The following is a 12,567-nucleotide window of genomic DNA, read 5'->3' on the forward strand; positions in this document are numbered from 1 at the left end:
AGGCTGCCGCCCATCAAACGGAGGGGCACCGATGAGTTCCATGTACCATGACGGCATGCGCGAGCTGCAGGACGCCTTCGACGGCCGCCGCGTCGCCGATGCGCTGGAGAGCCGGCGCAAGCATCGCGAATTCTGGCCGGAGGAGATCGAGCTCTTCACCTCCGTGCCCTTCTTCTTCATCGCCACCGCGCATGGCGAGGCCGTGGATTGCAGCTTCCGCGGCGGCGCGCCCGGCTTCGTGAAGGTGGCCGGCCCCTCGGCGCTGGAATGGCCGGAATACGACGGCAACTCGATGTACCGCACCGCCGGCAACATCCTGCGCAGCCCGAGGATCGGCCTGCTCTTCATCCGCTTCGACGCCACGGCCAACCGCACGCGGCTGACGGGCGAGGCGACGCTGCTGCGCGACCCGGAAGCGCTGGCGCGGCACGGCGGCGCGGCGGCCGGCATCAAGTCGGTGATCCGCTTCGAGGCCGACTACGTCTATCCCAATTGCCCCCGCTACATCCCGGAGATGCGGCTGGTCACGCCCAGCCCGCACCCGCCGGCGCCCGGCCACGCGCCGCCCCCGCCCGCCTGGAAGGCCCGCGACTATATCCGCGACGCCCTGCCGCAGGACGACGCGCATCGCGCCGTGGTCGGCAGCCGCGAGCCGCCGCGACCATGACCGAAGCCGCCGGATCGCGCCCGGAATGGGCCGGCAACCGCCACAGGACCGCCGGGTTCCTGGGCCTTGATGAGACGCTGTGCCGCGCGGCCTTCGCGCCGGCCGGGGATGCGCTGCCCGCTTGGGGCGGAGAGCGGAGGTGACGCCTTTGTTGGTAAGATTTGCAAAGGGTAACAATAGCTGCGGCTTACGCCTGAACCCGCCATACAGGGCCCCGTGATGTCGTTCCGTTCCTCTTCCCGTCGATCCGCCCTGGCGTTCGCGTTGCTCCCGCTCGCCGGTTGCTCGACGTTCCGGCCCAATCCGGCCTCCGGCATCGACCTGCCCCCGCAGCTCGCCTCCGCGACCGGCGAGCCCGCCAACTGGCCCGATCCCCTCTGGTGGCGGGGTTTCGGCTCGCCGGAGCTGGACGCGCTGATGCAGCAGGCCGTGGTGGCCAATTTCGACATCCGCGCCGCCATCTCGCGCGTCCGCCAGGCCGATGCGCAGGTGCGCATCGCCGGCCAGTCGCTGCTGCCCACCGGCAACCTGACGGCCAGCGCCACCCGCACCCAGACACCCATCTCCACGGCCACGGCGGTGAATATCGGCAATGCCGCCCGCAGCCGCTTCACCCAGCGCGAGCTGTTCCAGACCGGGCTGCAGGCCAGCTACGAGATCGACTTCTGGGGCAAGAACCGCGCGGGCGTGGTCGCCGCGGAGCAGACGGCCCGCGCCAACCGCTTCGACGTCGGTGCCGTCACGCTCACGACGGAAGCCTCCGTCGCCAATGCCTATTTCCAGGTCCTGGCCTCGCGCGAGCAGCTCGCCATCCAGCAGTCCAACCTGGAGGCGGCGCAGCGCATCCTGAACCTGCTGCAGCAGCGGCTCGCGGCCGGCACCAATACCGGCCTCGACATCGCGCAGCAGCAGACGCTGGTGGAGCAGCAGCGCGCCGCCATCCCGCCGCTGCGGCAGTCCATCGACCAGAACACCTATTCGCTGGGAACGCTCACCGGCCAGACGCCGGAGCGGGTGGTGCGGCCGCAGATGGCCCTGGCCGATATCCGCATCCCGCCCGCCAGCCCGGGCCTGCCGGCCGACGTGCTCCAGCGGCGCCCCGACGTCTGGCAGGCCGAGGCCACGCTGGCCGCGGCGCAGGCCAGCGTCGAGCAGGCACGCGCGGCGATGTTCCCGTCCATCACCCTCACGGCGAGCGGCGGCTTCCAGAACCTGGCGCTGGAGAACCTGCTCCGCCCCGGCTCGGTGCTCTACTCCCTGGCATCGGGGCTGACGCAACCCATCTTTCAGCTGGGTCAGCTCCGGGCACAGTATCGCCTGACCCAGGCTCAGGCCGAGGAGATCCTCGAGAACTACCGGCAGGCGATCGTCGCCGCGCTGGTGGATGTGGAAAGCGCGATCGTGGCGCTGCGCGAGACGACGGATCAGGAAGCGCTGCAGGCGGCGGCCACCCGCAGCGCCGAACGCGCCTATGCGATCTCCGACGCCCAGCTTCGCGCCGGCACCATCGACCTCATCACCGTGCTGAACACGCAGCAGACCTTGTTCAATGCCCGCAACCAACTCGCGCAGGTGCGGCTCCTGAAGCTCCAGGCGGCGGTCGGATTGTTCCGCGCGCTCGGCGGCGGATGGTCCTGAGGCCGAGGGAAACGCATATGCCCGACACATCCCTTCCGATGGAACAGACCAAGGCGCTGCCCCCGCCCGCGGAGCGCCTTGCCCTGCCGCCGCCGCCGAGCGCCCCGGAGCCTGAGCCGCCGGCCCGGCGCCGCCGCTGGCTGGGCCGGCTCATCCTGCTTGCCGCGCTCGGCGCGGGCGGCGGTGCGATCTGGCACTACTGGCCGCAGCTCTCGGCGAAGTTCTCGGGCCAGCCCACCCAGGGCGGGCCGGGCGGTCCCGGCGGTCGCGGCCGTTTCGGCGGCGGTCTGGCCGTCCCCGTGACGGTGGCGCCGGCCGCGCTGCGGGACCTGCCCGTGATGCTCGACGCGCTGGGCACCGTCCAGGCGCTCAACACCATCACCGTGCGCTCGCAGGTGGACGGCATCCTGGTGGAGGTCGCCTTCACCGAGGGCCAGGAGGTCCGCCGCGGCGACGTGCTGGCCCGCATCGACCAGCGCACCTATGCCGCCGCCCTCGCCCAGGCCGAGGCGAAGCTGGCCCAGGACCAGGCGGTGCTGGCCAATTCGCGGCTCGACCTGCAGCGCTATGTCGACCTTTCGCGCAGCAACGGCGCCTCGCGCCAGCAGCTCGACACGCAGCGCGCCCTCGTCGCGCAGAACGAGGCGCAGCTGCAGGCCGACCAGGCCGCCATCGACACGGCGCGCACGCAGCTCGACTTCACGACCATCCGCTCCCCGGTGGATGGGCGCGTGGGCCTGCGCCAGGTGGACCAGGGCAATCTCGTGCGCTCGGGCGACGCCACCGGCCTCGTGGTCGTGACGCAGGTCGACCCGATCAGCGTGCTCTTCACCCTGCCGCAGCAGGACCTGCCGCGCATCGTCACCGCCATGCGCGAAGGCCCCGTGCAGGTGCTGGTGGTCGCGGCCGATGGCTCGACGCGCGCGACGGGCACGCTGCTGACGCCCGACAACCAGGTGGACCAGACCACCGGCACCATCAAGCTGAAGGCCACCTTCCCCAACCCGAACCGCGACCTCTGGCCCGGCGCCTTCGTGAACGTGCGCATGCTGGTGGCGACCATCCGCCAGGCCACGACCATTCCACTGGTCGCGGTGCAGCGCGGCCCCGACGGCCCCTATGCCTTCGTGCTCAAGGCCGACAACACCGTCGAGCAGAGGCCGATCGCGACCGGCTTCATCAACGCGACCGACGCGGTAGTGACGCGGGGCATCCAGCCGGATGAGCGCGTGGTGACCTCCGGCGCGCTGCGCCTGAATGCCGGCGCCGAGGTCCAGGTGATCGAGCCCGTGGTGCCGGCCTATGTGCCGCCCACCCGCACGCGGCGCCAAGGTGGTCCCGGCGGGCGTGGCGGGGACGGCGCGGGGCGCGGTGCTCCCAATGCGGGGGCGGCTTCCGGCGAGGCGCCGCGCGGCCCCCGTGGCGCCGCGCCCGGTGACATCCGGCCGTCGGGTCCGCCCGCCGCCGGGACAGCCGGGCAGCGCCCGGCCGCGGCGAGCCCCGCCGGCGCACCGTGAACGTCTCCGCCCCCTTCATCACCCGGCCCATCGCCACCTCGCTCCTCGCGGTGGCGGTGCTGCTGGCCGGCCTCTTCGGCTATCTCAAGCTCCCCGTCTCCGCCCTTCCGGAGGTGGATTTCCCGACCATCGAAGTGTCGACCCAGCTGCCCGGCGCCTCGGCCGAGACGATCTCCCTGCAGATCGCGGCCTCGCTCGAGCGGCAGCTCAACCAGATCTCCGGCCTGACCTCGATCAGCTCGGTCAGCGGGCCGGGCGTCAGCCGCATCACCCTGCAGTTCAACCTCGGCCGCAACATCGACGACGCCGCGCAGGACGTGCAGGCCGCGATCAACGCCGCGCGCGGCACGCTGCCGCAGAACCTGCCCTACCCGCCGACCTACGCGAAGGTGAACCCGGCCGATCCGCCGATCATGACGCTGGCGCTGACCTCGGATTCCATCCCCATCTACCGCGTCTCGGATTCCGCGGATTCGCTGCTCGCCCAGCGCCTGTCGCAGGTGACCGGCGTCGGCCGCGTGACCGTGCAGGGCAACATGCGCCCGGCCATCCGCGTCCAGGCCGATCCGCGCCGGCTCGCCGCCTATGGCCTCTCGCTCGAGGATATCCGCAGCACCATCATCGGCGCCAACCAGGCCGGTCCCAAGGGCTCGCTCGACGGGCCGCACCAGGCCTCGACGGTGATGGCCAACGACCAGATCACCACCGCCGCCGGCTTCAACAACCTCGTGGTCGCCTGGCGCAACGGCGCGCCGGTGCGCATCTCCGACGTCGGCGCCGCTGTGGACGGGCTGGAGAACACCCTCAACGCCGCCTGGTTCAACGGCCAGCGCGCCGTGCTCATCGACGTGCAGCGCCAGCCGGGCGCCAATATCGTCGAGACGGTCGACCGCGTGCGCGACCAGCTCGAGCAGATGCAGGGCGCGCTGCCCGGGGGCATCACCCTGACCGTCGTCGCCGACCGGACGGAGACCATCCGCGCCTCGGTGCACGAGGTGCAGTTCACCCTCGTGCTCTCGGTCGTGCTGGTGGTGGCGGTGATCTACCTCTTCCTGCGCTCCGCGCGCGCGACCGTCGTGCCCGGCGTGGCCCTGCCGCTCTCCATCATCGGCACCTTCGGCGTGATGTCGCTCTGCGGCTTCTCGATGGACAACCTCTCGCTGATGGCGCTCACCATCGCGACGGGCTTCGTCGTCGACGACGCGATCGTGATGATCGAGAACATCGTGCGCCTGATCGAGGAGGGCGAATCCCCCCTTGCCGCCGCCTATAAGGGCGCGAAGCAGATCGGCTTCACCATCGTCTCGCTGACGGTCTCGCTGGTCGCGGTCTTCATCCCGCTGCTGTTCATGTCCGGCGTCGTGGGCCGGCTGTTCCGCGAATTCGCGCTGACGCTGACCATCGCGGTCGTCGTCTCGATGTTCGTGTCGCTGACGCTGACGCCGATGATGACCGGCCGCATGCTGCGCCCGCGCGGCGAGGACAAGCCCGGCTGGGTCTCCCGCCAGTTCGAGCGCGGCTTCGACTGGATGCGCCACCACTACGCCTCCAGCCTGCGCTGGGTGCTGCGCCATGAGGGGCTGATGCTGGCCCTCACGGCCGCGACCATCGCGGGCACGGTCGGTCTCTACATCGTCATGCCCAAGGGCTTCCTCCCCGCGCAGGATACCGGCCTGCTGGTCATCACGACCGAGGGGCCGGAGGACGCCTCCTTCGCCCGGATCGTCGAGCTGCAGCAGCAGGTGGCGGCGGCAGTGCAGCAGGATCCGGACGTGGTGGGGGTCACCTCCGTCGCGGGCGCGGGCACCGTGAACACGGCCGCGAATTCCGGCCGCATCACCGCCATCCTGAAGCCCCGCGCCGACCGCAGCGCCAATGCGCAGCAGATCTCGGAGCGGCTGGCGCCGCGGCTGGCTGCCATCGTCGGCGTCGACACGCGCATCCAGTCCGTCCAGGACATCCAGATCGGGGCACGGGCCGCCAGCACGCAGTACCTCTATACCCTCACGGATTCCGACCCGGTGCAGCTGCGCCAATGGGCGCCGCGGCTCCTGCAGCGCCTGGCCGAAGCGCCGGCGCTGCGCCATCTGACCACCGACCAGCGCGATGGCGGGCTGCGCGTCCATGTCGAGATCGACCGCGACCGCGCGGCGCAGCTCGGCGTCACGGTCCAGGCCATCGACGACGTGCTCTACGACGCCTTCGGCCAGCGGCAGGTCTCCACCATCTACGCGCAGTCCAACCAGTACCGGGTGGTGCTCGAGGCGACGCCCGAGATCCGCGACGATCCCTCGCTGATCGGCATGCTGCGCGTTCCCGGCAACTCCAGCGGTCAGGGCGGCAGCACGGGCGCCACGCAGGTGACCTTGGGCGCGACCATCTCGGCGACTTCCGCCAGCGGCAGCGGCAACTACCAGGTGCCGCTCAGCGCCATCGCCACCATCAGCCGCCGCCCCGGCCCGCTGACCGTGACGCGGCAGGACCAGTTCCCCGCCGTCACCATCGGCTTTGACCTGGCGCCCGGCTATTCCCTGAGCGAGGCCGTCAGCGAGATCCAGCGCATCGAGCGCGCCATGGGCCTGCCCGACACCATCACGGGCGAATTCTCGGGCGACGCGGCCGAGTTCACGACCTCGCTGGCCTCCGCCCCCTATCTGATCCTGGCCGCGGTGGTCGTGATCTACCTGGTGCTGGGCATCCTCTACGAGAGCGTGATCCATCCGATCACCATCCTCTCCACGCTGCCCTCGGCCGGCATCGGCGCGCTGCTGGCGCTCTGGATGATGGGGCTCGACCTCTCGGTCGTGGGGCTCATCGGCATCGTGCTGCTGATGGGCATCGTGAAGAAGAACGCGATCATGATGATCGACTTCGCGCTGGAGGCGCAGCGCGACCACGGGCTGCCCCCGCGGGAGGCCATCTACGAGGCCAGCGTGCTGCGCTTCCGCCCCATCATGATGACGACCATGGCGGCCCTTCTGGGCGCGGTGCCGCTGGTGATCGGCAGCGGCCCGGGCAGCGAGCTGCGCATCCCGCTTGGCGTGTCGGTCATCGGCGGCCTGCTGCTGAGCCAGGTCATCACGCTCTACACCACGCCCGTCATCTACCTGGCGCTGGAGCAGCTGCGCACCCGCCTGGGCGGCCGGCCCGACGAGCTCCCGGCACCGGGCGCGCCGCGCGCGCCGGCGGAATAGGATGTCGATCTCCGCGCCCTTCATCCGCCGCCCCATCGCCACGGTGATGATGGCGGTGGGCCTCGCCCTGGCTGGCATGGTCGCCTATTTCGGCCTGCCGGTGGCGCCGCTGCCGCGCATCGACCTGCCCACCATCGTGGTCACGGCCAGCCAGCCCGGCGCAGACCCGGCGGTCATGGCCTCCTCGGTCGCGGCACCGCTGGAGCGCCGTCTGGGCGCGATCGCCGGCGTGTCGGAGATGACGTCCCGCTCCTCGCTCGGCAGCACCGCGATCGTCGTGCAGTTCGATCTTGGCCGTTCCGTGAGCGACGCGGCGAAGGACGTCATGGCCGCGATCAACGCTGCCGGGACCGACCTGCCCGCCGGCCTGCCGAACCCGCCGAGCTTCCGCAAGGCCAACCCGGCCGACGCGCCCATCCTCATCCTCGCCATCACCTCGGACACGCTGGCCCCGGGCGCGGTCTACGACGCGGTGGACAGCATCATCTCGCCCCGCATCGCGCGGATCGACGGCGTCGCGCAGGTGAATGTCAGCGGCGCCGAGCAGCCGGCCGTGCGCATCCAGGTGGACCCGATGGCGGCGGCCTCGGCGGGCATCTCGCTGGAGACCGTGCGCAGCACCGTCGCCGCCGCCAACGTCACCCAACCCACCGGCCTCATCGACGGTACGACCCAGGGCGGCGCCATCTCGATCAACGACCGGCTGGACCGGGCAGAGGACTACGGCAACCTCATCCTGCGCGCGCAGGACGGCGCGATCATGCGCCTCTCCCACATCGCCAATGTCGAGCTCGGCGCGCGGGACCGGCGCCAGGGCGGCGGCTTCAACGGCCGCCCGGCCGTGATCGCCGTGATCTACAAGCAGCCGGACGCCAACGTCATCGAGGTGGTGGACCAGATCCAGCAACTGCTGCCCGACCTGCAGCGCTGGCTGCCGGCGGGCGTGCACATCCACACCATCCGCGACCGGTCCGAGACCATCCGCGCGAGCGTGGACGAGGTGCAGTTCACCCTCCTGATCTCGATCGTCCTCGTCGTGCTGGTGGTGGCCGCCTTCCTCCGGCGCAAGGCGGCCGTCTTCGCCGCCGCGGTCTCGGTCCCGCTCTCGCTGCTGGGCACGCTCGCGGTCATGTGGCTGCTGGGCTACTCGCTCGACAACCTCTCGCTGATGGCGCTGACCATCTCCGTCGGCTTCGTCGTGGACGATGCCATCGTCATGATCGAGAACATGACCCGGCTACGCGAGAAGGGCATGGGCCAGATGGAGGCCGCGCTGGAGGGCGCGCGGCAGATCGGCTTCACCGTGGTGTCCATCACACTTTCGCTCATCGCGGTCTTCATCCCGCTGCTCTTCATGCCGGGCATCGTGGGGCGCATGTTCCGCGAATTCTCGGTCACGCTGGCCGTCGCCGTCGCCTTCTCGGCCGTCATCTCCCTCACCGTCACGCCCATGATCGCGGCGCGCCTGACCTCCTCGGCCGACCGGCGGCCCGGCTGGTTCGCCCGCACCTTCGAGCGGATGATGGACGGGATGATCGCGGGCTACATGTCGAGCCTGAAGGTCGTGCTCCGCTTCCGCGCCCTGATGCTGCTGCTGACGGTGAGCCTCGTGGGCGTCACGGTCTGGCTCTACATCATCGTGCCGAAGGACTTCTTTCCGTCGCAGGATACGGGGCTGATCGCAGGTGCCGTCGTCGCCGCGCCCGATACCTCGTTCCAGACGATGATGCGGCTGCAGGAACAGGCGGTCGACATCATCCTGGCCGACCCGGCCGTCGCCTCGCTCGGCGTCTCGGTGGGCGCCGGCAGCGGCGGCTCGGGCAGCATGGCGCGGATGTTCATCTCGCTGAAGCCGCAATCCGAGCGCCCCGGCGTCAATGCCGACATGGTGATCAACCGGCTCCGCATGCCGCTCAACCGCCTTCCCGGCACGCAGACCTTCCTGCGCGGCATCCAGGACATCAATGTGGGCGGCCGCGCCGGCAACGCCTCCTTCCAGTACGCGCTGCTGGCGCCGAATCTCGACGAGCTGGAGGACTGGTCGGAGAAGCTGGTGCGCCAACTCCGCACCGTGCCGCAGCTCGCCGACGTTTCCTCCGACCAGGAGCGCGCGGGCCTCGTCTCGCGCCTCGTGGTGGATCGCGACGCGGCCTCGCGGCTCGGCATCAGCATCCAGGCCATCAACCAGATCCTCAACAACGCCTTCTCGCAGCGCCAGGTCAGCGTGATCTATCGCACGCGCAACCAGTATCGCGTCATCCTGGAGGTGGATCCGCGCCTGACCGAGGATCCGCGCCAGCTCGACGACATCTACGTGTCCGGCGCCAACGGCCAGGTCCCGCTCAGCGCCGTCACCCGCCTGGAACGCTCCACCGCGCCGCTCTCCATCATGCATCAGGGGCAGTTCCCGGCTTCGACCATCACCTTCAACCTCGCCCCCGGCATCGCGCTGGGCGAAGCGGCGGCGCTGGTGGAGAAGGCGCAGCGCGACATCGGCATGCCGCCCACCGTGCGCGGCGAGTTCGCGGGCAATGCGCGCGTCTTCCGCTCCTTCCAGACCGGGCAGGCGCTGCTGATCCTCGCCGCCCTGGTCAGCATCTATCTCGTGCTCGGCATCCTCTACGAGAGCCTGATCCACCCGCTGACCATCATCTCCACCCTGCCCACGGCGGGCATCGGCGCGCTGCTGGCGCTCATCCTTACGGACACGCCCTTCACGGTCATCGCGCTGATCGGCGTGATCCTGCTCATGGGCATCGTGAAGAAGAACGCGATCATGATGGTGGACTTCGCGCTGGAGCATGAGCGCGAGGGCGGCGAGCCGGGCGAGCAGGCCATCCTGGAAGCCTGCCGCGAGCGCTTCCGCCCGATCCTGATGACCACCCTCGCCGCCCTCCTCGGTGCCGTGCCGCTGGCGATTGGCACGGGCCCGGGCAGCGAGCTGCGCCAGCCGCTCGGCATCGCCATCATCGGCGGGCTGGCACTGTCGCAGCTGCTGACGCTCTACACGACGCCGGTCGTGTACCTGGCGCTGGAGAGCCTCGCGGGCGGGAAGCGCCAGCGGATCGCGGCGCCGCCGCTGCCGGCGGAGTAGCACGGCATCGTTCAGGCCAGGCGGGCCTGAACGGTGCTCAGCCGGCCTTGCGGCGGTCGAACTCGGCCCGCGCCGCGTCGATGCTGGGGATATGCGCCTGCGCCCAACTGCCCAGCGCCATCACCGGCTCCAGCAGCGAGCGGCCGAGCGGCGTCAGCTCGTATTCCACCTGCGGTGGGATGGTCGGGTAGATGGTGCGCGTCACCATGCCGTCGCGCTCCAGCCCGCGCAGCGTCCGCGTCAGCATCTGCTGCGAGATGCCCTCGATGCTGCGCCGGATCTCGTTGAAGCGCTTCGGGCCGCCGCCGAGCATCATCACCACCAGCACGGTCCATTTGTCGCCGACCCGCGCGAGGATCTGGCTCACCTTGCTGCAATCCCCATGCGCCGGGTTGGGGCGCCGGGGGGCGGTCATATCCATCTGACTAAGTCCTGAATTTATGCGTTCTTGGTGGTTTAGCAGCAGTCCCATATCCGCACCTAGTCACAAATCCTGACCAGGACATCCACCATGAAACTGCTCCATATCGATTCCAGCATCCTCGGCGAGAATTCCGTCAGCCGCTCCATCTCGACCGCGGCGGTCGAGCGGCTGCGGCAGGCCACGCCCGGCCTCGAGGTCGTGACGCGCGACCTCGCCGCCGCGCCCCTGCCGCACCTGCTTCCGGCCGCCCTGGGCCTCGGCGGCACGCCCGATGCCGAGAGCCAGGCGGCGCTTCAGGAGTTCCTGGACGCGGATATCGTGGTGATCGGCGCGCCCATGTACAACTTCACCATCCCCACCCAGCTCAAGGCCTGGCTCGACCGTATCCTCGTGGCCGGCAAGACCTTCCGCTACGCCGAGAAGGGCCCCGAGGGCCTGGCCGGCGGCAAGCGCGTGATCGTGGCGGTCTCGCGCGGCGGCTTCTACGGCGCCGGCACGCCCGCCGCCGCGGCCGAGCATGCGGAGACCTATCTGCGCCTCGTCCTCGGCTTCGTCGGCATCGCCGATCCGGAGTTCATCGTCGCGGAGGGCATCGCGCTGGGCGCGGAGCAGCGCGCGGAAGCGCTGCGGGGCGGGTTGGAAGCGGCCGGGCTGCTCCGCGCGGCCTAAACCAAAGGGGTGCGCGAGGGGGCGAGCCCCCTCGCCCTCAGTGCAGCTTCACCGTCGGCGCCGGACGGTTGGAGAAGAGCGACAGCCAGTTCCGCCACAGCGTCGGCGCCTTCCCGTGCAGCGCCGAGAGATGCATCTGGTAGAGCGAGCGGTACATCAGCCGCGCGAAGAGGCCTTCGACGAAGAAGCTGCGGCCGAGCAGCCCGCCCATCAGCGTGCCGACGGTGCTGTATTCGCCGAGCGAGACCAGCGAGCCGAAGTCCCGATAGACGAAGGGTTCCAGCGGCCGCCCCCCCAGGATGCGCTCCATCTGGCCCACCATGTGCGAAGCCATCTGGTGGGCCGCCTGCGCCCGCGGCGGCACCGGCTGGTCGCGGCCGGGCTGCGGGCAGGCGGCGCAATCGCCGATGGCGAAGATCGCGGGGTCGCGCGTGGTCCGCAGCGTCTGCTCCACGACGAGCTGGTTGATGCGGTTGGTCTCCAGCCCGCCCAGCTCGTGCAGGAAATCCGGCCCCTTCACGCCCGCCGCCCAGACGATGAGCTCCGAGGGCATGACGCTGCCATCCGCGAGCACGAGACCGTCCTCGCGCACCTCGGCGACGCGCGTGCCCGTCCGCACCTCCACCCCCATCTCGCGCAGCAGGCGCAACGTCTCGTTGGCGATGCGCTCCGGCAGGGCCGGAAGGATGCGCGGCGCCGCCTCCACCAGGGTGATGCGGATGTCGCGCTCCGGCACGATGTGGTCCATGCCGTAGGCCACCACCGCCCGCACGGTACGGTGCAGCTCGGCCGCCAGCTCGGTGCCCGTGGCCCCCGCGCCGATGATGGCGACATGCAGCTGGCCCGGCCGCACCGGCTCCTCCTGGGCATTGGCGCGCAGGCAGGCATTGATCAGGCGCCGGTTGAAGCGCGCCGCCTGGTCGGGCGTCTCCAGCGGGATGGCGTGCTCGGCCGCGCCCGGCGTGCCGAAGTCGTTGGTGACGCTGCCGACGGCCATGATCAGCGTGTCGTAGCCGAGGCGCGTCGCCGGCGTGATGACACGCCCTTCCTCGTCATGGGTAGCGCCCAGCTCGATCTCCCGCGCCGCGCGGTCGAGGCCGGTCATCTCGCCGAAGCGGTAGGTGAAGTGGTGCCAGTGCGCCTGGGCGAGGTAGTTGAGCTCGTGCTGCGAGCGGTCGATGGCGCCCGCCGCCACCGCGTGCAGCAGCGGCTTCCACAGATGGGTGCGGGCGCGCTCCACGAGGGTGATGGCGGCGCGGTTGTCGCGGCCATACTGGTTGCCCAGGCGGGTGGCGAGTTCAAGGCCGGCGGCACCGCCGCCGACGATCACGGTCCGATGCATGCGGCACCTCCGTGTCTCACAT

Annotated in this window: 8 protein-coding genes; 6 read left to right on the plus strand and 2 right to left on the minus strand. The window is 70.6% G+C overall.

Annotation, left to right across the window (positions count from 1 at the left end):
- Positions 1-31 precede the first annotated feature (31 nt).
- The 5 genes from KHU32_RS00340 (at position 32) to KHU32_RS00360 (ending at position 10,110) form a co-directional block, all read left to right on the plus strand.
- Positions 32-667, plus strand: coding sequence for a pyridoxamine 5'-phosphate oxidase family protein (locus KHU32_RS00340; RefSeq protein WP_213668071.1), 636 nt, complete (start codon positions 32-34; stop codon positions 665-667).
- 264 nt (positions 668-931) lie between these two features.
- Entirely contained in the window at positions 932-2,305 is a 1,374-nt protein-coding gene (locus tag KHU32_RS00345; protein WP_249680448.1) for an efflux transporter outer membrane subunit, read from the plus strand.
- A gap of 17 nt (positions 2,306-2,322) precedes the next feature.
- Positions 2,323-3,822: an efflux RND transporter periplasmic adaptor subunit gene (locus KHU32_RS00350; protein WP_249680450.1), complete on the plus strand. Its 1,500-nt coding sequence runs from the start codon at positions 2,323-2,325 to the stop codon at positions 3,820-3,822.
- Positions 3,819-7,016 (plus strand): efflux RND transporter permease subunit, encoded by a 3,198-nt coding sequence (locus KHU32_RS00355; RefSeq protein ID WP_213668073.1) that lies wholly within the window; start codon positions 3,819-3,821, stop codon positions 7,014-7,016. Before KHU32_RS00350 ends, KHU32_RS00355 begins: the two co-directional genes overlap by 4 nt.
- A 1-nt stretch (position 7,017) precedes the next feature.
- Positions 7,018-10,110, plus strand: coding sequence for an efflux RND transporter permease subunit (locus tag KHU32_RS00360; RefSeq protein ID WP_213668074.1), 3,093 nt, complete (start codon positions 7,018-7,020; stop codon positions 10,108-10,110).
- 37 nt (positions 10,111-10,147) lie between these two features.
- Here KHU32_RS00360 and KHU32_RS00365 read toward each other — a convergent pair whose 3' ends face one another.
- Entirely contained in the window at positions 10,148-10,531 is a 384-nt protein-coding gene (locus KHU32_RS00365; RefSeq protein ID WP_213668075.1) for a winged helix-turn-helix transcriptional regulator, read from the minus strand.
- Positions 10,532-10,621: 90 nt separating this feature from the next.
- On the opposite strand from KHU32_RS00365, the gene KHU32_RS00370 reads away from it, so the two are divergent.
- Positions 10,622-11,203 carry an FMN-dependent NADH-azoreductase gene (locus KHU32_RS00370; RefSeq protein ID WP_213668076.1) on the plus strand — a complete coding sequence of 194 codons (582 nt, stop codon included), beginning with the start codon at positions 10,622-10,624 and terminating at the stop codon, positions 11,201-11,203.
- A gap of 37 nt (positions 11,204-11,240) precedes the next feature.
- Here the strand turns inward: KHU32_RS00370 and KHU32_RS00375 are convergent, their stop codons facing one another.
- On the minus strand, positions 11,241-12,545 hold the full coding sequence (locus KHU32_RS00375; RefSeq protein WP_213668077.1) for an NAD(P)/FAD-dependent oxidoreductase: 1,305 nt from the start codon (positions 12,543-12,545) through the stop codon (positions 11,241-11,243).
- Between the last annotated feature and the right edge of the window lie 22 nt (positions 12,546-12,567).

The organism is Roseococcus pinisoli, assembly GCF_018413645.1.
Taxonomy (GTDB): Bacteria; Pseudomonadota; Alphaproteobacteria; order Acetobacterales; family Acetobacteraceae; genus Roseococcus; species Roseococcus pinisoli.

Excerpts from the sequence above, each read along its gene's own strand:
- KHU32_RS00340 (WP_213668071.1), top strand. The coding sequence starts at position 32 with ATGAGTTCCATGTACCATGACGGCATGCGCGAGCTGCAGGACGCCTTC.
- KHU32_RS00350 (WP_249680450.1), top strand. The coding sequence starts at position 2,323 with ATGCCCGACACATCCCTTCCGATGGAACAGACCAAGGCGCTGCCCCCG.
- KHU32_RS00360 (WP_213668074.1), top strand. The coding sequence starts at position 7,018 with ATGTCGATCTCCGCGCCCTTCATCCGCCGCCCCATCGCCACGGTGATG.
- KHU32_RS00365 (WP_213668075.1), bottom strand. The coding sequence starts at position 10,531 with ATGGATATGACCGCCCCCCGGCGCCCCAACCCGGCGCATGGGGATTGC.
- KHU32_RS00370 (WP_213668076.1), top strand. The coding sequence starts at position 10,622 with ATGAAACTGCTCCATATCGATTCCAGCATCCTCGGCGAGAATTCCGTC.
- KHU32_RS00375 (WP_213668077.1), bottom strand. The coding sequence starts at position 12,545 with ATGCATCGGACCGTGATCGTCGGCGGCGGTGCCGCCGGCCTTGAACTC.